Raw genomic sequence first — 26760 nt, forward strand, 5'->3', positions numbered from 1 at the left:
ACGAGAACGTGTTTCACTTCGATGGTGACGATCAGCTCGGAACCGTTGAGCGCCCCGTTGAACGTGGGCTTCGACTACACCCGCTCGCTCGGGCCGGTGCTGGGCCGGTTCGCCACGGGGCTGCGCGGGCACACGATCGCCGGCGTCCGGGGATCAGACGGCCGCGTGCTGGTGCCGCCCGCCGAGTACGACCCGGTGACCGCCGAGAAGCTCACCGAGTTCGTCGACGTCGGCACGGAAGGCGTCGTGCAGACGTGGTCGTGGAACGCGCAACCACTTGACGGGCAACCGCTTTCACACGCCTTCGCGTGGGCGCTGGTCAAGCTCGACGGCGCCGACACGGGACTGCTGCACGCGGTCGACGCCGGTTCGCCGGACAAGATGAGCACCGGCATGCGGGTGCGCGTGCGCTGGGCGGCGGAACCGGTCGGCAGCATCCGGGACATCGAGTGCTTCGAACCGCTCGACGCCGAACCGGTTGAACGCCAACCGGTCGTCGGCGACGACGTCACCATGCTGACGACGCCGATCCACCTCAGGTACGACCACACGGCCTCGCCGGAGGAAAGCCGTTACCTGCGCGGACTCGCCGAGGGAAAGCTGCTCGGCCAGCGCTGCCCGGCCTGCGACAAGGTCTACATCCCGCCGCGCGGCTCCTGCCCGACCGACGGGGTGCCCACCGAGGACGAGGTCGAACTGCCCGACCACGGCGTGGTGACCACGTTCTGTGTGGTCAACGTGCCGTTCCTGGGGCAGCGGATCAAGCCCCCGTACGTCGCCGCGTACATCCTGCTCGACGGCGCGGACATCCCGTTCCTGCACCTCGTGCTGGGCTGCGACGCCGCCGAGGTGCGGATGGGCATGCGGGTGCGGGCGCAGTGGCGGCCGCGCGACCAGTGGGGCACCACGCTGGAGAACATCGACCACTTCGAGCCGTCCGGCGAACCGGACGCGCCCTATGAATCGTACGCACAGCATCTCTAGGAGGCTCCCGTGAGCGAGGTGGCGGTCGTCGGCTTCGCGCAGGCGCCGAACGTGCGCCGCACACCCGGCACCACCAACGGCGTGGAGATGCTGGTGCCGGTGTTCCACCGGCTGTTCGCCGAGACCGGCCTGTCCAAACAGGACATCGGTTTCTGGTGCTCCGGGTCGTCGGACTACCTTGCCGGGCGGGCGTTCTCCTTCATCGCGGCGGTGGACGCGATCGGCGCGTTCCCGCCGATCATGGAATCGCACGTGGAGATGGACGCCGCGTGGGCACTGTACGAGGCGTGGGTGAAGATCCGCACCGGTGAGGCGGAGACCGCGCTGGTGTACGGCTTCGGCAAGTCCTCGGCCGGCGAGCTGCGGCGGATCATGGCCATGCAGATGGACCCGTACCTGGTGACGCCGCTGTGGCCGGATTCCGTTGGCGTGGCTGGACTCCAGGCCCGCCTGGGCATCGAGCAGGGGCTGTGGACCGAGGCGGACATGGCCGAGGTGGCGGCGGCCAGCCGCCGTGCCGCACTGTCCAATCCGGACGCCCAGCTCTCCGGCGAGACCACGGCCGAGGAGCTGCTGAAACAGCCGTATTTGGCGGACCCGTTGCGCGCACACGATTGCGCGCCGATCACCGACGGCGCGGCGGCCATCATCCTGGCCTCCGGCGACAAGGCCCGCGAGCTGTCGGAACGCCCGGCCTGGATCACCGGCTTCGAGCACCGAGTCGACACTCCTATGCTGGGCGCCAGAGATCTCACCACCTCGCCGTCCACCATCGCGGCGGCCAAGGCCGCCGGCGTGGACGGCGTGCAGGTGGCCGAGCTGCACGCGCCGTTCACGCACCAGGACATCTTGCTGCGCCAAGCGCTCGGACTCGGCGAGGAAGTGCGGGTGAACCCGTCCGGCGGCGTGCTGGCCGGGCACCCGATGTTCGCCGCCGGCCTGATCCGCATCGGCGCCGCGGCCGCCGAGATCCGCGCCGGCCGCGCCGACAAGGCCCTGGCCCACGCGACCAGCGGCCCGCTGCTGCAACAGAATCTCGTCTGCGTGCTGGAGGGACGCTGATGGGCGCGCAACTCGCGGCCGTGATCGGGACCGGCCAGACCAACCACACCGCCAAGCGCCAGGACGTGTCCATGGCCGGCCTGTGCCGGGAGGCGATCGACCGGGCCATGGCCGACGCCGGCACGGACTGGTCGGACATCGACGCGGTGGTGCTGGGCAAGGCCCCGGACCTGTTCGAGGGCGTCATGATGCCCGAGCTGTTCCTCGCCGACGCCCTCGGCGCGACCGGGAAACCGTTGCTGCGCGTGCACACCGCCGGTTCGGTCGGCGGCTCCACCGGCAACGTGGCCGCCAGCCTGGTGCAGTCCGGTGTGCACCGCCGCGTGCTGGCGGTGGCGTTCGAGAAGCAGTCCGAGTCCAACGCCATGTGGGCGCTGTCGATCATGCCGCCGTTCCACATGCCGGTAGGCGCCGGCGCGGGCGGCTACTTCGCGCCGCACGTGCGGTCCTACATCCGGCGGTCCGGCGCGCCGAACCACATCGGCGCGATCGTCGCGGCCAAGGATCGCCGCAACGGCGCGCTGAATCCGTACGCACATCTCAAGCAGCCGGACATCACGGTCGAATCCGTGCAGGCGTCGCCGATGCTCTGGGACCCGATCCGCTACGACGAGACCTGCCCGTCCTCCGACGGCGCGGCCGCCGTGGTGATCGCCGACGAGCAGACGGCGAAGGGCCGCCCGGCGGCCTGGATCCACGCCACGGCGATGCGGACCGAGCCGACGACCTTCGCCGGCCGGGACCAGGTCAGCCCGCAGGCCGGCAAGGATGCGGCGGCGGCGCTGTGGAAGCAGGCCGGCATCAAGGACCCGGTGTCCGAAGTGGACGTCGCCGAGATCTACGTGCCGTTCTCCTGGTTCGAGCCGATGTGGCTGGAGAACCTCGGGTTCACCGAGGAGGGCCAGGGCTGGAAGTTCACCGAGGCCGGCGAGACCGCGATCGGCGGCCGGCTGCCGGTGAACCCGTCCGGCGGCGTGCTGTCGTCCAACCCGATCGGCGCGTCCGGGCTGCTGCGCTACGCCGAGGCGGCGATGCAGGTGCTAGGCCGGGCCGGCGAGCACCAGGTCGACGGCGCGCGGGTCGCGGTGGGCCACGCCTACGGCGGCGGTTCGCAGTACTTCTCGCTCTGGGTGGTCGGATCGGAAAGGCCGGGTGCGCGGTGAAGTTCACGCTTGCGGTGGCGATGAGCCCGCTCGACCAGCTGGTGGAGCTGGCCAGGACGGCCGAGGAGTGCGGCTTCGCGTCGATCGCGCTGCCGGATTCCCTGTTCTGGTCGGAGAAGGTGTCGGCGGACTATCCGTACACGCCGGACGGCTCGCGGTTCTGGACGGCCGAGACGCCGTGGGCGGACCCGCTGATCGCGGCGGCCGCGATGGGCGCCGGCACCAGCACGATCCGGTTCTACACGCAGGTGCTCAAGCTCGGCTCCCGCAACCCGGTGCTGCTGGCCCGCCAGGTCGGCTCGGTCGCCGCGCTGACCGGCGACCGGTTCGGGCTCGGCGTCGGACTCGGCTGGTCGCCGGAGGAATTCGCCTGGTGCGGCACGGAATACGCGCACCGCGGGCCGCGCAGCGACGAGGCCATCGAGGTGCTGAAGCTGATCCTCGGCGGCGGCATGGTCGAGTACCACGGCAAGTACTACGACTTCGACAAGTTGCAGATGAGTCCCGCGCCCGGGCAGCCGGTGCCGTTCTACGTCGGCGGGCACACCGAGGCCGGCCTGCGCCGGGCCGCCCGCATCGGTGACGGCTGGACGTCGGCGATGATCAAGTTCGGCGACCTGCGACAGATCGTGGCCCGGCTGGGCGAGCTGCGTGAGGAGTACGGCCGCGCCGACCAGCCGTTCGAGATCCAGGCCGTGTCCATCGACAAGTTCGGCGTCGACGGCTACCAGGACCTGGCCGGGGCCGGCGTCACCGACGCGATCGTGATGCCCTGGCTGCTCTACGGCGTCGGCTTCGACGGCGAATTGGCCGCGAAGCAGGACGCGCTGCGGCGGTTCCAGCACGAGGTGATCGAGAAGGTGACCGCGTGATCGACTGGCAGGCGTCGAAGGTGGAGCACCCGGCGCGCATGGCGTCCTGGCGGTCCATGGAGGCCGTGGTGGCCGGCGAGAAGGAGAAGTGGCTGTCGCTGTTCGCCCTGGACGGCTGCGTGGAGGACCCGGTCGGCCCGTCCCCGTTCGACCCCGAGGGCCGGGGCCATCACGGCCACGAGGCCATCGGGGCCTTCTGGGACAAGGCGATCGCGCTGGCCGAGGGCTTCGACTTCACCATGCGCGACTCGTTCGCCAACGGCCTGGAGTGCGCCAACGTCGGCACCATCACGATCCATCTGCCCGGCAACAACCTCATGGACACCGACGGCGTGTTCGTCTATCGCATCGACGAGGACGGCCTGATCAAGTCCGTCCGCGCGCACTGGGAGATGGAACGCGCGATGAAGACGCTACGCACCACCGAGTGACGGCAGCCCCAGCGCCCTGACGGCCCACGGCAGGGCCGCCGTCAACTGGGCACGCTGAACGCCGCGCACCCCCGGTCCCCCTGGCACCGGGGGTAGCGCAGCCCGGCAGGCGAAGAAGCCCGCCACCACCGCGACCATCTCGGGCGAGACGGTCGCGACCTCCTCCGGCGGCGGGCCGCCCTCGGAAACCATGCTGGGCAGGAAGAACGCCCGATCCACCTCGGGATTGGCGACGCACGCGTGGTTCCAGTCCACGAACACCGTGCGGTCGCCGGCGAAGCACAGGTTGTCGCTGCGAACGTCCAGGTGCACCAGCTGATCGCCCTTCAGTCGGGCGCCGGCCGACGCGTCCAGCAGTGTCGGCAGCGTCCGATCCAGCCACGCGTCCGTGCACATTCCCAGCGACAGGAACGGTTCCGGGTCGTCAGCGACGGCCTGCCACCCGCCACCGACCCACTCCTCCTCCAGCTCCACCACGCCGCCGGGCACGGGCTGCCGGGCGATAACGCCGATCGTGTCCAGCACCTGGACGACGCGATCCACCGTCCACGGCGGCGGCCAGTCCGCTGTGGACAGATCCTCCAGCACCAGGATCGGCTCCACACCGCCGTCGTCGTCCCAGCCGACGAACACCGGCATGAAGAACCCCTGCAGCCGCTGGTAGTTGGCGAACTCGCGGCGGAGCTCGCCGGCGGTGTACTCGTTCACGCCCTGCTTGGCGAAAACGGTTGTGCCGTCGGCGAGTTCCGCGATCATCCGGCGGGCGGGCGTGTATCCCCGACCGGTGAACGGCGTCGCCCGGACGACCGGCCCACCGATCGCCCGCGCGAGCCGCTCGGTCTGCATGCTTCGAGGTTACCGAGGCACGACACCGATTTTCGGGGCGACGCCGACCCACTCCGAGGCGGACACCACCTCCGCGCCGGGCTGCACCCCCGGGTGCGAGGGGTCGTCGGCGGTCAGGTCGACCCAGTAGCCCAGCGACCGCTCCGACTGCGGGTCGACCAGCAGTTCCGCCCGGTCGAAACCGTCGTCGCCCTGGGTGAACGTCCGGCCGTGCCGGCCGTCGCCGGTCGGCGAGTCGCCGTTGTCCACCGTGCCGGGGTCCATGGTCATCGCCTTGACCAGAGCGGACCTGACATCCCGGCCGGCATAGGGCGAGTTCAGGATGGTGGTCACCGTCCCGATCAGGTCGACGCCGACCCGCGGGTACTTGTACAGCTGCTGGTGCAGCTCCGCCGGATCCCTGGGCAGCTGCGCGATGAACAGCGGCGTCGGGTCGTCCCAGCTGCCGGGGCGCTGGTCGCACGGCATGTTCTGGTCGCCATGGCCGGGCGCCGACTCGAGGCTGGTGCCGCACGTGCCGCGTCGCTCCTGCACCCCCGCCGGCGCGAGTATGCCGCCGCCGCCCTCGGCCTGCACCAGGACGTCGCTGCCGGCGAGCCAGCGGTGGTTGCCGGTGTGGTCGATGCGGATCAGGTACTGGTCGGCGGGGTTCGCGGGAAACCACGCCTCCGTGATGGTCTCCTGAACCGCCTCGATGGGCTTGCCGGTGTCCGTCTTCCCCCGAACGTAGGTCCACAGGTCCTGCTTGCTGTAGAAGTACTGTCCCTGCCCGACGTGCAGATCGTCGTCGGCGGCCGGCGCGCCGTGCAGGAAGACCGCCGCCCCGGCGGTGATCGCCACGACCGCGGCCGCCGCGGCGGCGACCCACCACTTCCGGTGGCTCCGTCGGACCGGTCTGGCCGCTTCCTCACGCAGCGCGGCGAGCGCCCGGGCGCGGGCCTCCGGGCTGAACGCGGGGCCCACCGGCTGGTCGGCGAGCGCCTGGTCGAGTTCCTCATCGGTCCACATCGGCGCTCCCAAGATCGATCTGCGGCGCGGCGACGCGGAGGTGCTTGCGCACGCGGTGCAGGCGGGACCGCACGGTGCCGGCGGGGATGCCCAGCGCCTCGGCGATCTCGTTCGCGTCCAGGCCCGCCCAGCTGGTCAGCAGCAGGACGTCCCGGTCGGCGGCATTGAGCTCGGCGATGGCCACTGCCAGCTGCCGGGCACGCAGCTGCGCGTCCATCTGGTCGACGACGCGGTTCTCGTGGCTCTCGGTCAGGGCGGCGTCCCTTAGGCGCGCGGTCGCCGCGTCCTCGCGTTTGCGCCGACGCAGGTGGTTGCGGGCGAGGTTGGTGGCGATGCCGAACAGCCAGGCGCGGGCCGACGCCCGGGCCGGATCGAAGCCGCCGCGGCCCTTCAGTGCCGCGACGAACGTGTCGCCGACCAGGTCGTCGGCCATGGCGCCGACGAGCCTGCCCAGGTAGCGGTGCAGGTCGCCGGCGTGCGCCTCGAACAGCCGTTCGAAATCGGCGAGATCGTCGGCCGGCGACGCCTCGTCGGTTGCTGTCATCACATCTCTACTTGGTCGCGACCCCGGTTCGTGTTCACGACCAGTAGACCAAATCAGGCGTAGGCCACGTGGAAGTGCTTGATCCCGTTCAGCCAGCCCGAGCGCAGCCGCTCCGGCTCGGCCACCTTGTGGATGTCCGGCAGGTGGTCGGCGATCGCGTTGAAGATCAGCTCGATCTCCAGCCGGGCCAGGTTCGCGCCGAGGCAGTAGTGCGTGCCGCTGCCGCCGAAGCCCAGGTGCGGGTTGGGGTCGCGGCCGATGTCGAAGGCGTGTGGGTTCTCGAACACCTCGGGGTCGAAGTTGGCCGAGCTGTAGTACATGCCGACCCGCTGCCCCTCCTTGACCTCGACGCCGCCGATCTCCACGTCCTGCTTGGCGGTCCGCTGGAAGGCCATCACCGGCGTGGCCCAGCGCACGATCTCGTCGGCGGCGCCGGCCGTGCGCTCGGCCTTGAACCGCTCCCACTGCTCGGGGTGGTCGAGGAAGGCGGCCATGCCGTGGGTGATCGCGTTGCGGGTGGTCTCGTTGCCGGCGACCGCGAGCAGCAGCACGAAGAACCCGAACTGGTCGGAGCCCAGCGCCTCGCCATCCAGGTCGGCGTGCACCAGCTTGGTGACGATGTCGTCCATCGGGCAGCCGCGGCGCTGCTCGGCCAGGTTCCAGGCGTAGCCGAGCAGCTGCGCGCTGGCCGCGTCCGGCTCGATCTCGTACTCGGGGTCGTCGTAGGCGATCATCTGGTTGGACCAGTCGAAGATCTTGCCCCGGTCCTCCTGCGGCACGCCGAGCAGCTCGGCGATCGCCTGCAGCGGCAGCTCGCAGGCGACGTCCGTGACGAAGTCGCCACTGCCGCGGGCGAGCGCCTCGGTGACGATGCGTTCGGCGCGGTCGTGCAGGGCGTCCTTGAGCGAGTTGATCGCCTTGGGAGTGAAGCCGCGGGAGACGATGCCGCGGACCTTGGTGTGCTGCGGCGGATCCTGGTTGAGCATGATCAGTCGCAGCATCTCGATGCGCTCCGGCGGCATCTCCTGGCCGAAGCGGATGATCGCGCCCTTCTCCCACGACGAGAACACGTCGCTGCGGCGGGAGATCTCACGCACGTCGGCGTGCCGGGTGACGGCCCAGAAGCCGCCATCCTGGAATCCGCCGCAGGGTGAGGCCTGGGCGTTCCACCAGATCGGCGCGGTGCGGCGCAGCTCGGCGAAGTGCGCGTAGGGCACGCCGTTCGCGTAGACGTCGGGATCGGTGAAGTCGTAGCCGTCGGGGACCACGGGGGACCTCCAGGCACCTCGTCGTGCGTGGAACGGGTTCTACGAAGTTCCTAGCATACAGCGTTAACTTACGGAACCCCGCTGCTCAAATGACCATTGCAGCCAACTGAAACGTGTTCTACTTTTGAAGCCATGGGCACTCCGGTGATCGTGGCCGCGGCACGCACTCCGATCGGCAGGCGCGGCGGTTGGCTGTCCGGCCTGCACGCCGCCGAGCTGCTGGGCGCGGCACAGCAGGCGGTGGTGGACCGGGCCGGCATCGACCCGGCGCTGGTCGAGCAGGTGATCGGCGGCTGCGTCACGCAGGCCGGCGAGCAGTCCAACAACATCACCCGAACGGCCTGGCTGCACGCCGGGCTGCCACAGGGCGCCGGCTGCGCCACCGTCGACTGCCAGTGCGGCTCCGCCCAGCAGTCCACGCACCTGATCGCCGGCCTGATCGCCATCGGCGCGATCGACGTCGGCATCGCCTGCGGCGTGGAGGCGATGAGCCGGGTTCCCTTGCGTAGCAACGTAGGCACGGACGCCGGCACGCCGCGGCCGGAGTCGTGGGACATCGACCTGCCCAACCAGTACCTCGCCGCCGAGCGGATCGCCCGGCACCGCGGCATCACCCGTGAGGACGTCGACCGGTTCGGCCTGCGCTCGCAGCAACTGGCCCGCGCCGCCTGGGACGCCGGCCGGTTCCGGGACGAGGTCGTGCCGGTGAAGGGCGTCGACATCGACCAGGGGCTGCGCGAGACCAGCATGGAGGCGCTCGGGCGGTTGAAGCCCGTGCTGGACGACGGCGTGCACACCGCCGGCACGTCCTCGCAGATCTCCGACGGAGCCAGCGCGGTCCTGCTGGTGTCGGAGGAACGCGCCCACGAACTCGGTGTCACGCCCCGTGCGCGGATCGTGTCGCAGTGCCTGGTCGGGGCCGAGCCCTACTACCACCTCGACGGCCCGGTGGCGGCCACCAGCCGGGTGCTGGAACGCAGCGGCATGAAGATCGACGACCTGGACCTGTTCGAGGTCAACGAGGCCTTCGCCTCGGTGGTGCTGTCGTGGCAGTCGGTGCACCAGCCGGATCCGGACCGCGTGAACGTCAACGGCGGCGCGATCGCCATCGGGCACCCGGTCGGCAGCACCGGCACCCGGCTGATCACGACCGCGCTGCACGAACTGGAGCGCCGGGACGCGTCGACCGCGCTGATCTCGATGTGCGCCGGCGGGGCGCTGGCCACGGGTAGCATCCTGGAACGGATCTGACATCCTGCGTTCGCCGGTTCTTCGCGGCATAGCCACCTTGTCCGACCATGTTGGGACTTGTGCAGACAAGTCTTGGGGTTTCCGCCGAGTGGTTGCGCGACAACTGCCGCTGCGCCGAGTGCCGGGACGCGGTGAGCGGCCAGAAGTTGTTCGACCTGGCCGATTCTCCGGTGGTGACATCCGTTGCGGAGTCGGCGTTCGAGGTGACCGTCGAGTTCGCCGACGGCCACCGCTCGGTGTTCGACCGCTCCTGGCTGGCCGCGCCGGCTCCGGCGGGTCACCGTGACGAGTCGTCGAAGGTTCTGAACGCGGACCTCGTTTCGGCGTCGTGGTTGGCGTACCTCGACGACGACGCCGAGCGCCTGCGCTGCCTGGACGCCCTGCTGCGCAACGGCTTCGTGCTGCTGCGCGGCGTACCCGTGCGCCCCGGCGCGGTGACGGAGGTCGCCGAGACGTTCGGTTTCGTGCGGGAGACCAACTACGGCCGCCTGTTCGACGTGCGGGTGGTCAGCTCCCCCAACAACCTGGCGTTCACCAGCCGGCCGATCGCGCCGCACACCGACAACCCGTACCGCGATCCCGTGCCGACGTTGCAGTTGTTGCACTGCCTGGAGAACGCCGCCGTCGGCGGCGAGACCACCCTGGTGGACGGCTTCGCCGCCGCCGCTCGCCTGCGGCTGCTCGACCCGGCGGCGTTCGAGGTGCTGACCCGCACACCGGTCACCTTCTCCTTCGCCGATCCGACCACGTTCCTGAGCGCCTTCCGGCCGATCATCGGCGTCGACCCGGCCGGCCGGATCCGCGAGGTGCGGATCAACAACCGCTCGATGCAACCCGGTCGTGAACACGGCCCCGAGTTCTACCGGGCGTACCGGGCTTTCCGGGCGCTGCTGTTGGAGTCGCAGGTGGCGCTCCGCCTGGAGCCCGGGGATTGCCTGCTGTTCGACAACACCCGGATCCTGCACGCCCGCACCGGCTTCTCCGGTTCGCGGCTCCTCCAGGGCTGCTACGCCGACATCGACGCCCTCGCCAGCTCCGTCGCCGTCCTCCGGCGGCAGCCCGTCGCCGAACTCGCCGCCATGTTCGACGGGCCCGGCGGCGCGGCGTACCTGGGCGAGCCGGTCACCCAGGCCCAGCACATGCTCCTCGCCGGGGCCGAGGCGTTGCGTGTTCAGGCCCCCGATCACCTGGTCGCCGCCGCCCTGCTGCACGACGTCGGCCACCTCGTCGCCGACGAACGCCACCACGACACCGCCGGCGCGCAGTTCCTGGCCCGTTGGTTCCCGCCGGCCGTCACCGAGCCCGTACGCCTGCACGTCGCCGCGAAGCGGTACCTGTGCGCGGTGGAACCCGGCTACTTCGACTCCCTCTCCCCCGCCTCGGTTCGTACGCTGGGCTTCCAGGGCGGCCCGATGTCGCCGGACGAGGCCGCGACCTTTGCCGCCGGTCCGTACGCGCAGGACGCCGTCACCGTGCGCCGCTGGGACGAGGCCGCCAAGGACCCGTCCGCCCCAGTCCCGGCGTTCGACCGGTTCGCCCCGCTGCTGGCACGGGTCGTGAGCCCTACGATCTAGGGCTGCGCCGGCCGTCGAAAGGCTTGCCCACGAAGGAGAACATCTTGACACCGGGCACGAACGGCAAGGGCTTTCCGACGAGTCGATGAGTGCCGACCGAGTACGAGTATCCCGGCTCGGTGTCGAACCCGACCTCCTCGAAACCCGCCTCCCCGAACCATTCACGGATCGACGGCGTCAGGTCCGGCGCGTCGTGGTGCCGGGTCCACACCACGGTCGCACCCTCCCGGCACAGCATCGGCAGCAGCGTCACCGTGCGGCGAACGTCCTCATCGGACAGATTGCCGAAAACCCCGCACGCCAGCACGACATCCGCCGGGAAGTAGGCCGACGTCACGGAGGCGTCCCCCTCGACCACCTCGATGCCCGGAACGGCCTGCCGCCGCGCCGCGGCCACGTTCAGCGGGTCCAGCTCCACCAGCCGCCCCACCACGTCCGCGGCCCGGTCGAACTCGGCCAGCGCGCCGAAGACGTCATGCCCCTGCCCGGCGCACATGCTGGTCAACCGGATCTCGCCCGCCGGCGCCTGCTCCAATGCCGCCAGCACGCGGCGTCGGACATGGGCCAGTCGGCGGACCAGCCCGGACGAGGGGTCGTCGTACGCGAGGTGCCACTCCACCCAGTTCTTCACCGCTGGGACGGTAGCCGCGACAACGCCTTGACGCTCGCGGAATTCCGCACCGTGAACGCCACCGCGTCGCCGAGGTAGCGATCATCGGACCACTCCAGCATCACGCCGTCGGGATCCGCCGTGCGCCGCCGTTCGCGCAGCAACGGCACTCGCGACCGCACCTCGAGCAGCCGAGCGTCCTCCGACGTGGCGGCGACGGCGTCGATCTGGTGCTCGGCGTCGGCGAAGATCACGCCGAGGTCCTCCAGCCGCTCGGTGATCGACACGACGTCCAGGGCCATCCCCGCCACCATCGCGCCCACCGGCTCCCGGTACGCCGTGCGCTCGATCATCACCGGCCGCCCGGACAGGTACCGCACGCGGGTCAGGTGGTACACCCGGCTGCCCAGCGGGACCTCCAGGTGCGCGCACTCGTCCTCGTTGGCGGCGCGCAGCTCCATCCGCTCCACCCGCCCCGCCGGTTCCTCACCGATCGCCCGCGCCCAGCGGGAAAAACTCACCAGCTCGTTGAACGTCTGCAACCGCGGACCGCCGAGCACGACCCGCCGCGCCCCCTGCCGCGAGGAGATCACGCCATCCGCGACCAGCGCCGCGAACGCCTGCCGGATCGTCCCCCGGGACGCACCGTACCGCGCGGCCAGCTCCGACTCGGACGGCAGCCGCGCACCGGCCTGGTACGAACCGGAAACGATGGCTGCCTTGATGTCCTCGGCCACTCGGCGGTAGAGCGTGGTCCCCATGCCAGCACCGTAACGGGCGACCGGTCGGTTACCTGGGGTGAGGGGAATCCGACATCTGGAGTTCACCTTCGTGTCCGACCATGTTCGGACTTATCTAGCCAAGTCGTCAGTTCGGTGAACAAGTCTGCCGCCTGTCGGTCCCCGTACTCCCTGGAGTCCCCCGTGAACAGAAGCCGTACCGCCCTCGCGGCCGGTCTGCTGGCCGTAGTCGCGCTGGCCGCCACCGCATGCGGCTCCTCGTCCGGCGCGAACAGCGCCTCCGACGACAAGGCGGCCACCGCCAAGAGCGCCGCCGACCTCGGCGGCATGGACGCCCTCGTCGCGGCGGCCAAGAAGGAGGGCACGCTGAACGTCATCACGCTGCCCCGCACCTGGGCCGGCTACGGCGACCTGATGGACAACTTCACCAAGAAGTACGGCATCAAGATCACCGACGCCAACCCGGACGGCAGCAGCCAGGACGAGATCAACGCGGTCAAGCAGCTCAAGGGCCAGGACCGCGCGCCGGACGTGCTGGACCTGGGCTCCTCCTTCGCGCTGTCGGCGGCGAGCGCCAACCTGCTCGCCCCTTACCAGGTCTCGACCTGGAAGGACATCCCGGACAACCAGAAGGACAGCCAGGGCCGCTGGTACAACGACTACGGCGGCTACATCTCCATCGGCTACGACGCCAAGCAGATCACCACGCCGCCGACCTCGATCGCCGACCTGGCCAAGCCCGACTACAAGGGCAAGGTGGCGCTCAACGGCGACCCGACCAAGGCCGGCGCGGCCTTCGCCGGCGTGTTCGCCGCGTCGCTGGCCAAGGGCGGCAGCGCGGACAACATCCAGCCGGGCATCGACTTCTTCGGCGAGCTGAAGAAGTCCGGCAACTTCATCCCGGTCGGCGCCACCCAGGCGACCATCCAGTCCGGCCAGACGCCGATCACCATCGACTGGGACTACCTCCAGGTCTCGGCGGCCAACACGCTCAAGGGCAAGGTCGACTGGAAGGTCGTCGTGCCCAAGGACGGCCTGTACGCCAACTACTACAACCAGGCCATCAGCGCCACCGCCCCGCACCCGGCCGCCGCGCGGCTGTGGGAGGAGTACCTGTACTCCGCCGAGGGCCAGAACGGCTTCCTGAAGGGCTGGGCCCGCCCGGTCGAGCTGGCCGCGATGCAGTCCGCCGGCACCGTCGACAAGGACGAGCTGGCCGCGCTGCCGCAGGTCAGCGGCACCGCGCCGTTCCCGACCGAGGCGCAGCTGGACGCGGCGAAGAAGGTCATCGCCGACAACTGGGCGAAGACCGTTGGCTGACACGAAGTCCCGGAACCGGCAGCGGCTCGATCTCCTCGGGCTGCTGCCGTTTCTGGCCTATGTCGCGGTATTCCTGGGCGTGCCGACCGTCTCCGTGGTCCTCGGCGCGTTCCAGGACGACGCCGGCGGCTGGACGCTGAGCAACATCAGCGCCGCCGCCGGCGACCCGTACCTGCACGCTTTCGTGGTCAGCACGGAGATCTCCGCGCTGACGGCGGTGATCGGCGCGGTCGTCGGACTGGCCATCGCGTTCGCGGTGAGCGCGTCGCCGCCCGGCGGCGTGCTGCGCCAGGTGGTGTCCACGGCGTCGGGCGTGCTGGCGTACTTCGCCGGCGTGCCGCTGGCGTTCGCGTTCATCGCGGCGATCGGCAGCCAGGGCCTGGTGACCAAGTGGCTGGGCGCGCTCGGCCTGGACATCTCCGGCTTCAGCCTGTTCGGTTTCGCCGGGATCACACTGGTGTACCTGTACTTCCAGATCCCGCTGATGGTGCTGGTGATCTTCCCGGCGCTGGAGGGGCTGCGGCCGCAGTGGCAGGAGGCGGCCAGCAACCTGGGCGCGAGCCGCTGGCAGTACTGGCGGCTGGTCGGCGGCCCGCTGCTGCTGCCGCCGTTCCTGGGCGCGCTGATGCTGTTGTTCGCCAACGCCTTCGCCGCGTACGCCACGGCCGCCGCGCTGACCAACGGCATCATCCCGCTGGTGCCGATCCAGATCGCCGCGGTGATGTCCGGCAACGTGGCCGTGGGCCAGGAGAATCTCGGCAACGCGCTGGGCCTGGGCATGATCCTCATCGTCGGCATCGCGCTCGCCGGCTACGCCCTGATGCAGCGCCGGACGTCGAGGTGGTTGCGATGACCGCAGTTGTCGACCTCACCGCCGCCCCGCGCGCCGCGACCCGGCGCAGGCTCGGCAAGGGACGCATCGCCGCGTGGCTGGTGCTGATCATCGCCGCGCTGTACTTCCTGATCCCCATCGCGGCGTCGGTGGAGTTCAGCCTGCGCGGCGTGCACGACACCCACGACCTGTCCACGTGGACGAACCTGTTCGGCCAGCCCGGTTTCGTGGACAACCTGGTCACCTCGCTGGAACTGGCCGCCGGCACCGTGGTGATCACGCTGGTGCTGATGGTCCCCACCACCGCGTGGGTGCACCTGCGGCTGCCCAGGCTGCGCCGGCTGATCGAGTCCATCTGCGTGCTGCCGCTGGTGATTCCCGCGGTGGTGCTGGCCAACGGCGTGCTGGCGGCGTTCCGCAACGGCCCGAGCTGGATCACCGGCACGCCGGTGATCCTCGCGCTGGAGTACGTGGTGCTGGCACTGCCGTTCACGTACCGGACGCTCGACGCCGGCCTGTCCTCGATCCCGCTGACCACGCTGGTCGAGGCCGGCCGCAACCTCGGCGCGAGCTGGCTGACCGTGCTGATGCGGGTGGTGGTGCCGAACCTGCGCACGTCCATCCTGAACGCGTCCATCCTGAGCGCGGCGATGGTGCTGGGCGAGTTCACCATCGCCAACCTGCTGCTGATGAACACCCTGCCGGTCTGGACGGTCCAGGCCGGTCAGCAGGACGGCGAGGTGGCCACCGCGGCCTCGATGCTGATCCTGCTCGTCACCTGGGTGCTGTTGCTGCTGATGTCCGTGTTCGGGCAGCGCGGCGCCCGCCGCACCGGGAGGTCCGGATGACCGCCACCATCGATCCCAGCACCGAGGCCAAGCCCGGCAGCCCGGTCCGGCTGGCGGGGCTGCGCCGCGGCTACGGCCAGGTGACCGCGCTGGACGGGCTGGACCTGGACATCGCGCCCGGCGAGCTGGTGAGCCTGCTCGGCCCGTCCGGCTGCGGCAAGACGACCGCGCTGCGCATCGTCGCCGGGCTGGAGCACAGCGACTCCGGCGCGGTGTTCGTGGACGGCAAGGACATCACCAAGGTGCCCGCCAACAAGCGGGACATGGCAATGGTCTTCCAGTCGTACAGCCTGTTCCCGAACCTGACCGCCGGCGAGAACGTGGCGTTCGGGCTGCGGCTGCGCGGCGTGAGCCCGGCGGAGCGGCGCAAGCGCGCCGGCGAGCTGCTGGAGCTGGTCGGCCTCACCCAGCACTACGACCGGTACGCCACGCAGATGTCCGGCGGGCAGCAGCAGCGGGTCGCGCTGGCCCGGGCGCTGGCCATCGAGCCGAAGGTGCTGCTGCTGGACGAGCCGCTGTCGGCGCTGGACGCCAAGGTGCGGGTGCAGCTGCGGGACGAGATCCGCAGCCTGCAACAACGTCTGGGCATCACCACCCTGTTCGTCACGCACGACCAGGAGGAGGCGCTGAGCATGTCCGACCGGGTCGCCGTGATGAACGCGGGCCGGCTCGAGCAGTGCGCCTCACCCGACGAGGTCTACACCCGCCCGGCGACGCCGTTCGTCGCGGCGTTCGTCGGCGCCATGAACCGGATCGGCGGCATCGCGTCGGGCACCGAGGTCGAGGTGCTGGGCCAGCGGCTGGCCGTGACGCAGCCGCCGGAGGTGCCCGCCGGCGCCAAGGTGACCGCCCTGGTGCGCCCCGAGTCCGTGCTGCTCACGCCGGCCGTCGCCGGCCTGGTGCGGGTGGCGCGCAGCAGCTTCCGCGGCCCGGTGACCCGGGTGACCGTGGAGCTCGCCGACGGCACCGAGGTGGACAGCGACCTGCCCAGCTCCGCCGCCGTCGACCTGCGGCCCGGCACGCTCGCGGACATCAGGTTCGCGCCCGAGCCGGTGATGGTCATCCAGTAGAACCGGTCGTCCGCTCGGGAAATCGTTCCCGAGCGGACACCGCCGTCCGCCTTTCCGATCATGCTGTCGTAGCTTGGCGGACATGGACCTGAAGGGCCGCATCGCCGTGGTCACCGGCGCGAGCCGGGGCGTGGGCAAGGGAATCGCGATCGAGCTGGGCCGGGCCGGCGCGACCGTGTACGTGACGGGTCGCAGCGTCGAGCCGGGCCCGCTGCCGGGCACGATCCACGAGACGGCGGAGGAGGTCACCGCGGCCGGCGGCGTGGGCATCTCGGTGGCGTGCGATCACCGGGACGACGAGCAGATCGCCGCGCTGTTCGCCCGGGTCGCCTTCGAGCAGGCCGGCCTGGACATCCTGGTGAACAACGTGTTCTCGGCGCCGGACCTGGCGCAGTGGGTGTACCGCCCGTTCTGGGAACTGCCGGTGCACGCGTGGGATCAGGTGGTGGGCCTCGGCACCCGCGCGCACTACGTGGCGTCGGTGCACGCGGTGCAGCTGATGTCGGCCGGTGGCCTGATCGTCAACGTCTCGTCGTCGGGGGCGTCGGAGTACCAGCAGAACGTGGTCTACGGCGTGGGCAAGGCGGCGACGGACAAGATGACCGCGGACATGGCCGTGGACCTCAAACCCCGTGACATAGCGGTGTTCTCGATCTGGCCGGGTCTGGTCCGCACCGAGTTCCTGCTCGCCGCCGCCCGCACCGTCGACGGCCGCCAGGTGCTGGACTTCCCCGACGGCCGCATGTTCGACGTCAGTCACGCCGAGTCGCCGCGCTTCATCGGCCGCGGCGTGGCCGGGCTGGCCACCGATCCCGCCAGGATCGAGCGATCCGGCGGGATCGAGACCACCTCGGGCCTGGCCGCGCGCTACGGATTCACCGACACCGACGGCTCGACGCCGCCCGTGTCGACCGAGATCCGCTAGCGCCGGCGGGCCAACAGGTTCGGCACCGTCAGCAGCGCGATGCCGCCGACCATCAGCACCAACGCGAGGATGACCAGCCAGCCGCCGGAGAACCCGGTGAAGGCCAGGCCCCCGCCGCCGGTGCCGGCCACCGGCGCCGCCTCGGGGACGACGGCCTCGGTGGTGGTCGTCGGCGCGGCTTCAGTGGTGGTCGTAGTCGGTGCCGTGGTGGTGGTCGTCGGCGCGGTCGTCGTGGTGCTGGACGGCGGGCACGTCGTCGTGGTGGTCGTCGGCACCGTTGTGGTCGTGGTGGTCGTCGGCACCGTTGTGGTCGTGGTGGTCGTCGGCACCGTGGTCGTTGTGTTGGTAGTCGGCACGGTCGTGGTGGTGGTCGTGGTCGGCACCGTCGTCGTTGTGGTCGTCGTGGGCACCGTCGTTGTCGTGGTGGTGGTCGGCACGGTGGTGGTCGTGGTTGTCGTCGTAGTCGTGGTGGTCGTCGAAGGCGGCGTGGTCTCCGTCTCCGTGCCGCACACGAACCAGTGGCTGATCGTCGCCGGCTCGCCGCTGTTGCCGGCCAGCGGCGCGTGCAGGTCGGACCACGGCAGGCCGCCGAGGGAGCCGGCCATGTACAGGTTGTACCCGGGCGCGCCCTTCACGACGACGCCGCTGACCGTGACGCCGTCGGGCAGGCCGGTGATGGTGATGTACGTGTTGTCCGTGATGGTTGCGGTCACCGTGATCTCGGTGCCGGGCAGGCCTGCCTGGGCGCAGGTCGTGACGTTGCCGGAGATGGCGGTGGCACGCCCGTCGCCCGACTCCACGGGCGGGGGCGCGGCGAACGCCACCCCGGTCGCGCACAGGGCGACCCCGCCGGCGATGAGCGCGGCGGCGAGCGAGTAGCGGATGCGCGACTTGGACATGGCGGCCTCCATTGGCGGATGCAGTCCCACAGGGAGGATGCGCCAAATGGACCACAATGGACAGTGTCCGTTGCCTCTTCGTTAGCTTTGCTCACTCCACGCCGTAGACCGGCTCCGGTGGCACGGACTTGTCGAGCAGTGCTCGCACGGCGGGGCCGACTTCCGTTACGGGCCAGCGTTCCTCGCGTTCCACGGTGGGTCCGCGGCGCCAGCCGTCGGCCAGGCAGATACGCCCGCCCTCGACCTCGAACACGCGCCCGGTGACGTCGCCGGCGTCCTCGCTGCCGAGCCAGACCACCAGCGGCGACACATTTTCCGGCGCCATCGCGTCGAAACCCGTTGCGGGCGCGGCCATTTGCGCGGCGAACGTCTCGGCGGTCATCCGAGTGCGCGCCGCGGGGGCGATCGCGTTGACGGTCACGCCGTAGCGATCGAGCTCCGCGGCGGCGACGAACGTCAGCCCGAGGATGCCCGCCTTGGCGGCCGAGTAGTTGCCCTGGCCGACGGATCCGAGCATCCCTGCACCTGACGTCGTGTTGATCACACGCGCCGTTACCGGTCGGCCCGACTTGTGCAACTGCCGCCAGTGCGCGGCGGCGTGCCGCAGCGGGGCGAAATGCCCCTTCATGTGCACGCGGACCACGTCGTCCCACTCGGACTCGCCGAGGTTGACCAGCATCCGGTCCCGCACGAAGCCGGCGTTGTTGACCAGCACGTCCAGCCGCCCGAAGGCGCCCAGCGCGGCGTCGACCAGCCGCGCGGCGCCGTCCCAGTCGGCGACGTCGTCCCGGTTGACCACCGCGTTCGCCCCGATCTCGGCGGCGACCTCCTCGGCGGCGTCGTCCCGGTCGTTGACCACGACGGAATAGCCGGCTTCGGCGAAGGCCAGCGCGTGGGCGCGGCCGAGACCGCGCCCCGCGCCCGTGACGATCACGACGCGACTCATTGTTCTCCCTGGACGGTGAGGAATGCCGGCCACTCGCCGCCGCCGTGCACCAGCAGCGTCGCGCCGGACACGTACGAGGCGAGCGGCGAGGCGAGGAACAGCGCGCAGTTGCCGACGTCCTCGGGCTCGGCCAGCCGCCCGAGCGGCACGGTCTTGGCGACCGCCGCCAGGTCGGGGAAGTGCAGATCGGACAGTTCGGTGCGGACGGGCCCGACCGCCAGGGCATTGACCCGCACCTTCGGCGCCCACTCCACGGCCAGGCTGCCGGTGAGGCTGTCCAGTCCCGCCTTGGCCGCCCCGTAGCCGGCGGTGCCCGGCGACGGCCGCTGCCCGCTGACGCTGCTCACCATGACGATGACGCCGCCGTCCGGCTGGCCCTGCATCACCCGGTTGGCCGCCTGCGAGACCACCAGCGGCGCGAGGAGGTTCAGCTCGACGACCTTGGCGTGGAACCGCGGGGAGGCCTCGGCGGCGTCGGCGTGCGGCGCCCCGCCGGCGTTGTTGACCAGCACGTCCAGCCGGCCGTGCCGGCCTAATATTCGATCTACGAGTTCTGCCACCTGCGCGGGTTCCCGCACGTCACAGGGCATGAAGTCGGGATCGGGGGTGTCCGGCGGGCGGCGGGCGCAGGTGACGACGGTCGCGCCGGCGGCCCGGAAAACCCGGGCGATGCCGGCCCCCACGCCCCGGGTGCCCCCGGTTACGAGGGTGACCTTGCCAGTCAACTCCATGGGCACTTCCAAGGTCCGCTGATGCCTGTTAACGTACCAAGCAACCGCTAGGTTGGGAAGGAGTGCCGATGGGCATCTCCAGCAGCCACACCGGATCCGGCGTCACCGTGATCACCATTGACTACCCGCCGGTCAACGCGATTCCGGTGCGCGGCTGGTTCGACCTGGCCGACGAGCTGGTCGCCGCCGGCCGGCGGCCGGAGACGCACGTGGTGGTGCTGCGTGCCGAGGGCCGTGGCTTCTGCGCGGGCGTGGACATCAAGGAGATCCAGCGCACCGAGGGCTTCGACGCGCTGATCGGCGCGAACCGGGGCTGCGCGGCGGCGTTCGCCGCCGTGTACGACTGCGAGGTGCCGGTGGTGGCCGCGATCAACGGCTTCTGCCTCGGCGGCGGCGTCGGACTCGTCGGCAACGCGGACATCGTGGTGGCGGCGACCGATGCCACGTTCGGACTGCCCGAAGTGGACAGAGGGGCGCTCGGCGCAGCGACCCATCTGGCCCGCCTCGTGCCGCCACATCTGATGCGCGCCCTGTACTACACGGCGCGGCGGATCTCGGCCGAGGAGTTGCACCACCACGGTTCGGTGTACGAGGTGGTGGCGCCGGCCGGCCTGGACGCGGCGGCGCTGGCGCTGGCCGAGGAGATCGCCGCCAAGGACACGCGGGTGATCCGCTGCGCCAAGGAGGCGCTCAACGGCATCGACCCGCAGCACGTGCACCGCAGCTACCGCTACGAGCAGGGCTTCACCTTCGAGCTGAACCTGTCCGGTGTGTCCGACGCGGCGCGACGGGCCTTCCTGGAGGGATGACATGCGGGACAAGAGGATGAGCGCCGCCGAGGTGGCCGCCGAGCTGTCCGACGGGATGACCGTCGGCATCGGCGGCTGGGGCTCGCGGCGCAAACCGATGGCACTCGTGCGGGCCATCCTCGACACGCCGGTGCGCGACCTGACCATCGTCTCCTACGGCGGCCCGGACGTGGGGCTGCTCTGCGCCGCCGGCAAAGTACGCCGGTTGGTGTACGGATTCGTCTCGCTGGACACGATTCCGTACGACCCGTGGTTCCAGCGCGTGCGCCAGCAGGGCGGCATCGAGGTGCGCGAGTTCGACGAGGGCATGTTCTACAGTGGACTCCTGGCCGCGTCGCATCGCCTGCCGTTCTTACCGATTCGCGCCGGCCTCGGCTCGGACGTGCTGCGGGTCAACCCCGACCTGAAGACCGTGCAGTCCCCTTACGACGGCGAGGAACTGGTCGCCATGCCGGCCCTGAAGCTCGACGTGGCGTTGGTGCATTTGAACCGCGCCGACCCGCACGGCAACGGCCAGTACCTCGGACCGGACCCGTACTTCGACGACCTGTTCTGCATGGCCGCCAAGCGGCGGTTCCTGTCGTGTGAACAGATCGTGGACACCTCGGAGCTGGACGGACCGCCACAGACGTTGCTCACCAACAGGATGATGGTCGACGGCGTGGTGGAGACGCCCAACGGCGCTCACTTCACGTCCTGCGTGCCGGACTACGGCCGCGACGAGGCCTTCCAGCGGGTGTACGCGAAGTCCGCCGCCGACGAGGAACTCTGGCCGTCCTTCGTGGACCAGTTCCTGTCCCGGGGCGAGACCGGCTACCAGCTCGCCGTGCAGGCGACGTCATGAGCCGCATCGACGTGTGCGTGGCCGCCTGCGCCGACCTGTTCCTCGGCGCCGGCGAGATCCTGGCCAGCCCGATGGGGCTGATCCCGCAGCTCGGCGCGAAGCTGGCCCGGTTGACCACCGAGCCGGACCTGCTGCTGTCCGACGGCGAGGCGTACCTGCTCGGCGAGCACGGTGTCGAGGGCTGGCTGCCGTACCGGAAGGTGTTCGACGTGGTCGCGCATGGCCGCCGGCACGTGGTGATGGGCGCGAACCAGCTGGACCGCTTCGGCAACCAGAACATCTCGGCCATCGGCGACCACGACAAGCCGACCCGGCAGTTGCTGGGCTTTCGCGGCGCGCCCGGCAACACCGTCAACCACCGCACCAGCTACTGGGTTCCCAAGCACAGCAGGCGAGTCTTCGTGCCACGGGTCGACGTGGTGAGCGGCGTCGGCCACGATCGCGGTTTCCACCACGCGTACCGGGTCGTCACCAACCTGTGCGTGCTGGACTTCGAGACCCCGGACGGCTCGATGCGCCTGGTGTCGACGCATCCCGGAGTCACCGTCGACGAGGTCCTTGACAACACGGGCTTCCCGCTGGACATCGGCGAGACGGCGACCACCCGGGAGCCGTCCCGCCAGGAGCTGGAGCTGATCGACAAGCTGGATCCGGATCATGCTCGCGACTGAGCTGACCCGGCTCACCGGCGTCCGGCATCCGGTGGTGCAGACAGGAATGGGCTGGGTCGCCGGCCCGCGCCTGGTGTCGGCGACGGCCAACGCCGGCGGCCTGGGCATCATCGCGTCGGCCACGATGACGCTGGCGGAGCTCGAGGCGGCGATCCTGGAGACCAAGCGGCGCACGGACAAGCCGTTCGGCGTCAACCTCCGTTCGGACGCCTCCGACGCGATCGACCGGGTCGAGCTGCTGATCCGGCACGGTGTGAGGGTGGCGTCCTTCGCGTTGGCGCCCAAGCGGGACCTGATCGCCCGGTTGAAGGATCACGGCATTGTGGTGATGCCGTCGATCGGCGCGGTCCGGCACGCGGAGAAGGTCGCCGCGTGGGGCGTGGACGCCGTTGTCGTGCAGGGTGGCGAGGGCGGCGGCCACACCGGTTCCGTAGCGACAACTTTGCTGCTGCCCAGCGTGATCGACGCCGTGGACATCCCGGTGGTGGCGGCAGGCGGGTTCTACGACGGGCGGGGCTTGGCGGCGGCGCTGGCGTACGGCGCGGCCGGGATCGCCATGGGCACCCGGTTCCTGCTGACCAGCGACAGCTCCGTGCCGGACGAGGTCAAAAGGCTCTACCTGGAGCGCGGCCTGGACGGCACCGTCGTCACCACCAAGGTGGACGGCATGCCGCACCGGGTGCTGCGCACCGAGCTCGTGGACCGGCTCGAACGGACCGGACGGGCCCGGGCGCTGCTCGGTGCGCTGGCGAATGCCCGCAAGTTCCGGCGGCTGACCGGGTTGAGCTGGCGGGCCATGATCGGCGACGGGCTGCGGCTCAAGCACGGCCGCGAGCTGAGCTGGTCTCAGGTCGTGATGGCGGCGAACACGCCCATGCTGCTGCGTTCCGGACTGGTGCAGGGCCGGACCGACGCCGGCGTGCTGGCGGCCGGCCAGGTGGTCGGCGTGCTGCGGGACCTGCCGAGCTGCGAGGAGCTGATCACCGGCATAGTGGCGCAGGCGACCGAGGTGATCGACGGACTGGCCGGAGGAAAGCGATGGCAGAACAGCGACGTGGCCGACGCATCGCCATGAGCGACGGGGAACTCGACGAGTTCCTCGGGGCCGAACGGACGTGCCGGGTGGCCACGGCTGGGCCGGACGGCCCACACCTGACCGCGCTGTGGTTCCTGTGGCACGACAAGACGTTGTGGCTGACGTCGATCACGCGGGCCAAGCGTTGGGCGCAGCTGAAACGGGATCCGCGGATGTCGGTCCTGGTCGACGCCGGCCGGGAGTACGGCGAGCTGCGCGGGGCCGAGCTGCGAGGCGACGTCGAGTTCGTCGGGGAGGCGCCGCGGGCCGGCGAGTACGTGCCCGAGCTCGTCGAGCCGGAGAAACTGTTCGCCCGCAAGTACTTCGGCGCCGACGAGATGTACCACGACGGCAGGCACGCGTGGATGCGCATGCGCCCGCACACCATAGTCTCCTGGGACTTCCGGAAACTGGGGTAAAACGGCGGTAAAGGTCCCGACGATCGTCGGGTGCCGCCCGCGCTCACACAGGGCTAGCTTTCGGTGACGCACGACTGATCCCTGCCAGTCGCCGAAAGGTGTCCTCACCATGCGCAAATCCCTTGTCGCCGCAACGATCGCCGGCGCCGCTCTGGCCGCCGGACTCGTCGCCGCCCCTGCCCAGGCCGGCGTCAGCCCCAACATCATCGGGGGCGGCGCCGCCAGCAACATCCCGTACGGCGCGCAGATCTACTGGACCAACTCCGGTTCCGGCAACGGTTTCGAGTGCTCCGGCACCATCATCGCGCCGCAGTGGGTGCTCACCGCCCAGCACTGCCGTAACGACCCCGGCATGTACGTGCTGGTCGGCAGCCTGAACCTGGGTCAGGGCACCCGGGCCACCGTGGACCGCCAGGTGCCGTCGCCCAACGGCGACATCCTGTTGGTGCACCTCAGCACCGCCATCAACACCACGTTCAGCAAGCTGGGCAGCGCGGACCCGGCGACCGGTGCCACCAACCAGATCTACGGCTGGGGCCGTACGCAGGGCAGCAACCCGCCCTCGCCGGTGCTGAAGGTCGCGAACGTGCGGGTCACCGGGCATTCCACCGACGCCTTCGGCGGTCGGGCGATCGCCTCCGTCGGCGTGAACGGCTCCGCGTGGCACGGCGACTCCGGCGGTCCCGAGGTGTCGGGCGGCGTGCAGGTCGGCGTCTGCTCCACCGGCGTCAACAGCGGCTCCAACCCCCAGGGCACGCAGAACTACGCCAGCGTCGCCTCCAGCCGTTCGTTCATCCGCAGCACCGCGGGCGTCTGATGCGTGGCCCGTTGGTTGCGGCCGCCGTACTTGGCGCCGCGTTGACGGTTGCACCGGCGGCCGGTGCCGCGGTCAGCCCAGACATCATCGGTGGCACCCAGGTGAGCTCCGCCCCGTGGGGTGCGCAGATCTACTGGAACAGCGGCGGAAGCGAGTTCGACGGCTTCGAGTGCTCCGGCACGATCATCGCCGCGCAGTGGGTGATCACCGCGCACCACTGCCAGAGCAGCTCCGGGATGCACGTCAAGGTCGGTGACGTCCGATTCGACCAGGGCGTGAACGTGGCGGTGGATCGTCAGGTCACCTCCCCCAACGGCGACATCGCATTGCTGCACCTCGCTTCTGCGGTGCAAACGACGTACATGAAGCTGGGTTCTGCCGATCCCGCGACTGGTTCCACCAACCAGATCTACGGCTGGGGCCGGACCATCGACCAGAGCCCGCCCGCGTCGGTGCTGCGTACGGCCAACGTCCGGGTGACCGGGCGATCGACGGACGCTTTCGGTGGCCGGGCGATCGCTTCGGTGGGTGTGAACGGGGCCGCGTGGCACGGGGACTCCGGTGGGCCCGAGGTGGCCAACGGGGTCGAGGTCGGCGTGGCTTCCACCGCCGGGAACAGCGGCGAGAACACGCACGGGACCCAGAACTACGCGAGCATCGCGGCCAGTAGGAGCTGGATTCGGTCCACTGCCGGGGTGTGAGGGTTTGTGGGTGGGGCGGGTCCCGGGTATTGCTACCGGGGCCCGCTCTTTCTCGGGGTGACTCGTCTGACGTCGTCCCGGGAGTCATCCTACCTTGGCACGGCGAACGTTCCGCGACCGCGCTGCCGAAGCTACGCCCTGTTGCCTCGAATCTCTTCGTTGCCTACGCGGGGATTTTGTGTGGAGCCTCTGAACGACGGCTTTGAGGGGCATCTCCGGGGCAGGCTACGCCTGCCCCTCACGCCGACAAGCTTAAGCCATCGTCCCCCTCCACACAAAATCCCCACTCAAGCCGTTCGTTGCCGGTCGCGTTGTTCACGGCGGTCGCCGGCGATTATGCATGAAACTCGATTCACCCGTTGGTGATTCGAGTTGGATCTTGTAGGCGAGTATTCTTAGAGGTATGGAACTCACCCGAGAGTTGGAGAGAGCGGAGCCCAGTGGGGCCCTGTTCGATCTTCTCGCGGGGCTCGATCTGGACGCCCTTTCCGCCGACGAACGGGTCACCGTCACCATTCTCGCCCGCAAGATCAGGGCCTTCGCCGACTACGTGGAGTTGACTGTGCTGCGGGGTGTCGAGGACACCGCCGAGTTGGCGATGGCCATCACCGAACCCGAGCAGACCGTAGTCCGGCGTAAGGAGTTGACCCAGGATCTACGGACCCTGCCCCGCCTGATGGACCAGTTGCGGCAGGGTCGCCTGGACCTGCGCCGGCTGGAAGCGGTCCGTGATCGGGTCCGGAACCTGCCGTCCGTGGCACTCATCGCCGAGGTCGAAGACACCCTGCTCGACATCGCCCCAGGACTCACCCACTCGCAGTTGGGCCGGCGGACCACCGCGCTGGTCGCGCAAGCCGACCCCACCGGCTACGAACAACGCCACCAGAAAGCCAAAGCCGAGCGACGGGTGGAGATCCGGCCGCTCCCGGACGGCATGGCCCAACTCACCGCGATCCTGCCCGCCGTCGAGGCCCGCATGATCCACGACCTGCTCTGCGCCGACGCCAAAGACCTCCCGAAGGACGAGCGCACCACCGACCAGAAACGCGCCGATGCCTTCCTCGACCGGTTCCTGGGTCAGGTCAAGGAACGCTCCGTCCAGGTCCACGTCACCATCTCCATGGAAACCTTGATGGGGTTGACCGAAGACCCCGCCCTACTCGAGGGCTACGGCCCCATCTCAGCGGACACGGCTCGCGAACTCGCCATGGACGGCATCTGGCGGGCCATCCTCCTCGACGAACACGACCACGCCGACACCATCGGCAAACACACCTACCGACCCAGCCAACGCCTCAAAGAACTCGTCGGCGTCCGCGCCGGCAACGTCTGCTCGGCCCCCGGCTGCACCCGCCCCATCCAAGAAGGCGACCACGTCACGCCGTGGCCCAAGGGCCACACCACGCTCGCCAACGTCAAAGGCCTCTGCACCCGCCACCACCACCTCAAACACGACACCCACAAGGTCACCGTCGACAACGACGGCAGCCTGCACTGGAC

General features: G+C 70.2%; 29 protein-coding genes. 20 read left to right on the forward strand and 9 right to left on the reverse strand.

The genetic code is table 11. The features are described from left to right. The first annotated feature begins 21 nt into the window (after window positions 1-21). The 5 genes from BCF44_RS49310 to BCF44_RS49330 are packed head-to-tail and all read left to right on the forward strand — an operon-like array spanning window position 22 to window position 4512. A complete protein-coding gene (locus BCF44_RS49310) occupies window positions 22-984 on the forward strand; it encodes a Zn-ribbon domain-containing OB-fold protein (protein WP_116181515.1) in 963 nt (320 codons plus the stop codon). 9 nt (window positions 985-993) lie between these two features. Then, entirely contained in the window at window positions 994-2046 is a 1053-nt protein-coding gene (locus tag BCF44_RS49315; protein WP_116181516.1) for a thiolase domain-containing protein, read from the forward strand. Then, window positions 2046-3209 (forward strand): thiolase domain-containing protein, encoded by a 1164-nt coding sequence (locus BCF44_RS49320; protein WP_116181517.1) that lies wholly within the window; start codon window positions 2046-2048, stop codon window positions 3207-3209. The genes BCF44_RS49315 and BCF44_RS49320 overlap by 1 nt, the downstream gene beginning before the upstream one ends. After that, complete coding sequence (locus tag BCF44_RS49325; RefSeq protein ID WP_116181518.1) at window positions 3206-4081, forward strand: TIGR03619 family F420-dependent LLM class oxidoreductase; 876 nt, start codon at window positions 3206-3208, stop codon at window positions 4079-4081. Before BCF44_RS49320 ends, BCF44_RS49325 begins: the two co-directional genes overlap by 4 nt. A 38-nt stretch (window positions 4082-4119) precedes the next feature. Further along, window positions 4120-4512 (forward strand): nuclear transport factor 2 family protein, encoded by a 393-nt coding sequence (locus tag BCF44_RS49330; RefSeq protein WP_116181547.1) that lies wholly within the window; start codon window positions 4120-4122, stop codon window positions 4510-4512. On the opposite strand, the gene BCF44_RS49335 is transcribed toward BCF44_RS49330, so the two are convergent. Genes BCF44_RS49335 through BCF44_RS49350 form a run of 4 tightly spaced genes read right to left on the reverse strand, consistent with a single transcriptional unit; the run spans window position 4495 to window position 8178 of the window. Next, complete coding sequence (locus BCF44_RS49335; protein ID WP_116181519.1) at window positions 4495-5358, reverse strand: phosphotransferase; 864 nt, start codon at window positions 5356-5358, stop codon at window positions 4495-4497. The two genes, BCF44_RS49330 and BCF44_RS49335, sit on opposite strands and share 18 nt — an antisense overlap. 9 nt (window positions 5359-5367) lie before the next feature. After that, window positions 5368-6366: a hypothetical protein gene (locus tag BCF44_RS49340; RefSeq protein WP_116181520.1), complete on the reverse strand. Its 999-nt coding sequence runs from the start codon at window positions 6364-6366 to the stop codon at window positions 5368-5370. After that, a complete protein-coding gene (locus tag BCF44_RS49345) occupies window positions 6353-6910 on the reverse strand; it encodes an RNA polymerase sigma factor (protein WP_116181521.1) in 558 nt (185 codons plus the stop codon). Before BCF44_RS49345 ends, BCF44_RS49340 begins: the two co-directional genes overlap by 14 nt. A 53-nt stretch (window positions 6911-6963) precedes the next feature. Continuing rightward, on the reverse strand, window positions 6964-8178 hold the full coding sequence (locus BCF44_RS49350; protein ID WP_116181522.1) for a cytochrome P450: 1215 nt from the start codon (window positions 8176-8178) through the stop codon (window positions 6964-6966). 132 nt (window positions 8179-8310) lie between these two features. On the opposite strand from BCF44_RS49350, the gene BCF44_RS49355 reads away from it, so the two are divergent. Together BCF44_RS49355 and BCF44_RS49360 are read left to right on the forward strand one after the other, a co-directional pair. Beyond that, window positions 8311-9429, forward strand: coding sequence for a steroid 3-ketoacyl-CoA thiolase (locus BCF44_RS49355; RefSeq protein WP_116181523.1), 1119 nt, complete (start codon window positions 8311-8313; stop codon window positions 9427-9429). Window positions 9430-9488: 59 nt separating this feature from the next. Next, the gene (locus tag BCF44_RS49360; RefSeq protein ID WP_211353594.1) at window positions 9489-11003 is read left to right on the forward strand and encodes a TauD/TfdA family dioxygenase; all 1515 of its coding nucleotides are present in this window, start codon (window positions 9489-9491) and stop codon (window positions 11001-11003) included. On the opposite strand, the gene BCF44_RS49365 is transcribed toward BCF44_RS49360, so the two are convergent. Continuing rightward, on the reverse strand, window positions 10993-11634 hold the full coding sequence (locus tag BCF44_RS49365; protein WP_116181525.1) for a class I SAM-dependent methyltransferase: 642 nt from the start codon (window positions 11632-11634) through the stop codon (window positions 10993-10995). The genes BCF44_RS49360 and BCF44_RS49365 overlap by 11 nt on opposite strands. Then, complete coding sequence (locus BCF44_RS49370) at window positions 11631-12374, reverse strand: GntR family transcriptional regulator (protein WP_116181526.1); 744 nt, start codon at window positions 12372-12374, stop codon at window positions 11631-11633. Before BCF44_RS49370 ends, BCF44_RS49365 begins: the two co-directional genes overlap by 4 nt. A 162-nt stretch (window positions 12375-12536) precedes the next feature. Here BCF44_RS49370 and BCF44_RS49375 point away from each other — a divergent pair, with 162 nt between their 5' ends. The 5 genes from BCF44_RS49375 to BCF44_RS49395 all read left to right on the forward strand — a co-directional run bounded on the left by BCF44_RS49375 (window position 12537) and on the right by BCF44_RS49395 (window position 17348). Further along, the gene (locus BCF44_RS49375; protein WP_116181527.1) at window positions 12537-13673 is read left to right on the forward strand and encodes an ABC transporter substrate-binding protein; all 1137 of its coding nucleotides are present in this window, start codon (window positions 12537-12539) and stop codon (window positions 13671-13673) included. Further along, a complete protein-coding gene (locus tag BCF44_RS49380) occupies window positions 13666-14526 on the forward strand; it encodes an ABC transporter permease (RefSeq protein WP_116181528.1) in 861 nt (286 codons plus the stop codon). The genes BCF44_RS49375 and BCF44_RS49380 overlap by 8 nt, the downstream gene beginning before the upstream one ends. Further along, window positions 14523-15353 (forward strand): ABC transporter permease, encoded by an 831-nt coding sequence (locus BCF44_RS49385; RefSeq protein ID WP_116181529.1) that lies wholly within the window; start codon window positions 14523-14525, stop codon window positions 15351-15353. The genes BCF44_RS49380 and BCF44_RS49385 overlap by 4 nt, the downstream gene beginning before the upstream one ends. Then, window positions 15350-16423 (forward strand): ABC transporter ATP-binding protein, encoded by a 1074-nt coding sequence (locus BCF44_RS49390; RefSeq protein ID WP_116181530.1) that lies wholly within the window; start codon window positions 15350-15352, stop codon window positions 16421-16423. The genes BCF44_RS49385 and BCF44_RS49390 overlap by 4 nt, the downstream gene beginning before the upstream one ends. 82 nt (window positions 16424-16505) lie before the next feature. Further along, on the forward strand, window positions 16506-17348 hold the full coding sequence (locus BCF44_RS49395; RefSeq protein ID WP_211353595.1) for an SDR family NAD(P)-dependent oxidoreductase: 843 nt from the start codon (window positions 16506-16508) through the stop codon (window positions 17346-17348). On the opposite strand, the gene BCF44_RS57095 is transcribed toward BCF44_RS49395, so the two are convergent. From BCF44_RS57095 to BCF44_RS49410, 3 genes are all read right to left on the reverse strand, one after another. Next, window positions 17345-18247: a hypothetical protein gene (locus BCF44_RS57095; RefSeq protein ID WP_211353596.1), complete on the reverse strand. Its 903-nt coding sequence runs from the start codon at window positions 18245-18247 to the stop codon at window positions 17345-17347. The genes BCF44_RS49395 and BCF44_RS57095 overlap by 4 nt on opposite strands. Before the next feature lie 91 nt (window positions 18248-18338). Continuing rightward, on the reverse strand, window positions 18339-19193 hold the full coding sequence (locus tag BCF44_RS49405) for an SDR family oxidoreductase (RefSeq protein ID WP_116181531.1): 855 nt from the start codon (window positions 19191-19193) through the stop codon (window positions 18339-18341). Next, window positions 19190-19924: an SDR family oxidoreductase gene (locus tag BCF44_RS49410; protein WP_379798311.1), complete on the reverse strand. Its 735-nt coding sequence runs from the start codon at window positions 19922-19924 to the stop codon at window positions 19190-19192. The genes BCF44_RS49405 and BCF44_RS49410 overlap by 4 nt, the downstream gene beginning before the upstream one ends. A 68-nt stretch (window positions 19925-19992) precedes the next feature. Between BCF44_RS49410 and BCF44_RS49415 the strand changes: the two genes are divergently transcribed. From BCF44_RS49415 to BCF44_RS49450, 8 genes are all read left to right on the forward strand, one after another. Beyond that, window positions 19993-20733, forward strand: a complete 741-nt coding sequence (locus tag BCF44_RS49415; RefSeq protein ID WP_116181533.1) for an enoyl-CoA hydratase family protein — start codon at window positions 19993-19995, stop codon at window positions 20731-20733. A gap of 1 nt (window position 20734) precedes the next feature. Then, on the forward strand, window positions 20735-21577 hold the full coding sequence (locus BCF44_RS49420) for a CoA transferase subunit A (protein ID WP_116181534.1): 843 nt from the start codon (window positions 20735-20737) through the stop codon (window positions 21575-21577). Beyond that, window positions 21574-22248 (forward strand): CoA-transferase subunit beta, encoded by a 675-nt coding sequence (locus tag BCF44_RS49425; protein ID WP_116181535.1) that lies wholly within the window; start codon window positions 21574-21576, stop codon window positions 22246-22248. The genes BCF44_RS49420 and BCF44_RS49425 overlap by 4 nt, the downstream gene beginning before the upstream one ends. After that, a complete protein-coding gene (locus tag BCF44_RS49430) occupies window positions 22235-23323 on the forward strand; it encodes an NAD(P)H-dependent flavin oxidoreductase (RefSeq protein WP_211353598.1) in 1089 nt (362 codons plus the stop codon). The genes BCF44_RS49425 and BCF44_RS49430 overlap by 14 nt, the downstream gene beginning before the upstream one ends. Continuing rightward, complete coding sequence (locus tag BCF44_RS49435; RefSeq protein ID WP_246016264.1) at window positions 23320-23742, forward strand: pyridoxamine 5'-phosphate oxidase family protein; 423 nt, start codon at window positions 23320-23322, stop codon at window positions 23740-23742. The genes BCF44_RS49430 and BCF44_RS49435 overlap by 4 nt, the downstream gene beginning before the upstream one ends. A gap of 109 nt (window positions 23743-23851) precedes the next feature. After that, complete coding sequence (locus BCF44_RS49440; RefSeq protein WP_116181538.1) at window positions 23852-24559, forward strand: S1 family peptidase; 708 nt, start codon at window positions 23852-23854, stop codon at window positions 24557-24559. Next, the gene (locus BCF44_RS49445; protein ID WP_116181539.1) at window positions 24559-25260 is read left to right on the forward strand and encodes a S1 family peptidase; all 702 of its coding nucleotides are present in this window, start codon (window positions 24559-24561) and stop codon (window positions 25258-25260) included. Before BCF44_RS49440 ends, BCF44_RS49445 begins: the two co-directional genes overlap by 1 nt. 403 nt (window positions 25261-25663) lie before the next feature. Next, a partial coding sequence (locus BCF44_RS49450; protein WP_147328979.1) for an HNH endonuclease signature motif containing protein occupies window positions 25664-26760 on the forward strand: 1097 nt, incomplete at its 3' end.

It is taken from the genome of Kutzneria buriramensis (assembly GCF_003387475.1).
Taxonomy (GTDB): Bacteria; Actinomycetota; Actinomycetes; order Mycobacteriales; family Pseudonocardiaceae; genus Kutzneria; species Kutzneria buriramensis.

Bases quoted from the DNA above. Each gene is read 5' to 3' on its own strand.
- BCF44_RS49310 (WP_116181515.1), top strand. From the start codon at position 22: ATGGTGACGATCAGCTCGGAACCGTTGAGCGCCCCGTTGAACGTGGGC.
- BCF44_RS49320 (WP_116181517.1), top strand. From the start codon at position 2,046: ATGGGCGCGCAACTCGCGGCCGTGATCGGGACCGGCCAGACCAACCAC.
- BCF44_RS49330 (WP_116181547.1), top strand. From the start codon at position 4,120: ATGGCGTCCTGGCGGTCCATGGAGGCCGTGGTGGCCGGCGAGAAGGAG.
- BCF44_RS49335 (WP_116181519.1), bottom strand. From the start codon at position 5,358: ATGCAGACCGAGCGGCTCGCGCGGGCGATCGGTGGGCCGGTCGTCCGG.
- BCF44_RS49340 (WP_116181520.1), bottom strand. From the start codon at position 6,366: ATGTGGACCGATGAGGAACTCGACCAGGCGCTCGCCGACCAGCCGGTG.
- BCF44_RS49345 (WP_116181521.1), bottom strand. From the start codon at position 6,910: ATGACAGCAACCGACGAGGCGTCGCCGGCCGACGATCTCGCCGATTTC.
- BCF44_RS49355 (WP_116181523.1), top strand. From the start codon at position 8,311: ATGGGCACTCCGGTGATCGTGGCCGCGGCACGCACTCCGATCGGCAGG.
- BCF44_RS49370 (WP_116181526.1), bottom strand. From the start codon at position 12,374: ATGGGGACCACGCTCTACCGCCGAGTGGCCGAGGACATCAAGGCAGCC.
- BCF44_RS49385 (WP_116181529.1), top strand. From the start codon at position 14,523: ATGACCGCAGTTGTCGACCTCACCGCCGCCCCGCGCGCCGCGACCCGG.
- BCF44_RS49390 (WP_116181530.1), top strand. From the start codon at position 15,350: ATGACCGCCACCATCGATCCCAGCACCGAGGCCAAGCCCGGCAGCCCG.
- BCF44_RS49395 (WP_211353595.1), top strand. From the start codon at position 16,506: ATGGACCTGAAGGGCCGCATCGCCGTGGTCACCGGCGCGAGCCGGGGC.
- BCF44_RS57095 (WP_211353596.1), bottom strand. From the start codon at position 18,247: ATGTCCAAGTCGCGCATCCGCTACTCGCTCGCCGCCGCGCTCATCGCC.
- BCF44_RS49405 (WP_116181531.1), bottom strand. From the start codon at position 19,193: ATGAGTCGCGTCGTGATCGTCACGGGCGCGGGGCGCGGTCTCGGCCGC.
- BCF44_RS49410 (WP_379798311.1), bottom strand. From the start codon at position 19,924: ATGGAGTTGACTGGCAAGGTCACCCTCGTAACCGGGGGCACCCGGGGC.
- BCF44_RS49415 (WP_116181533.1), top strand. From the start codon at position 19,993: ATGGGCATCTCCAGCAGCCACACCGGATCCGGCGTCACCGTGATCACC.
- BCF44_RS49420 (WP_116181534.1), top strand. From the start codon at position 20,735: ATGCGGGACAAGAGGATGAGCGCCGCCGAGGTGGCCGCCGAGCTGTCC.
- BCF44_RS49425 (WP_116181535.1), top strand. From the start codon at position 21,574: ATGAGCCGCATCGACGTGTGCGTGGCCGCCTGCGCCGACCTGTTCCTC.
- BCF44_RS49430 (WP_211353598.1), top strand. From the start codon at position 22,235: ATGCTCGCGACTGAGCTGACCCGGCTCACCGGCGTCCGGCATCCGGTG.
- BCF44_RS49435 (WP_246016264.1), top strand. From the start codon at position 23,320: ATGAGCGACGGGGAACTCGACGAGTTCCTCGGGGCCGAACGGACGTGC.
- BCF44_RS49440 (WP_116181538.1), top strand. From the start codon at position 23,852: ATGCGCAAATCCCTTGTCGCCGCAACGATCGCCGGCGCCGCTCTGGCC.
- BCF44_RS49445 (WP_116181539.1), top strand. From the start codon at position 24,559: ATGCGTGGCCCGTTGGTTGCGGCCGCCGTACTTGGCGCCGCGTTGACG.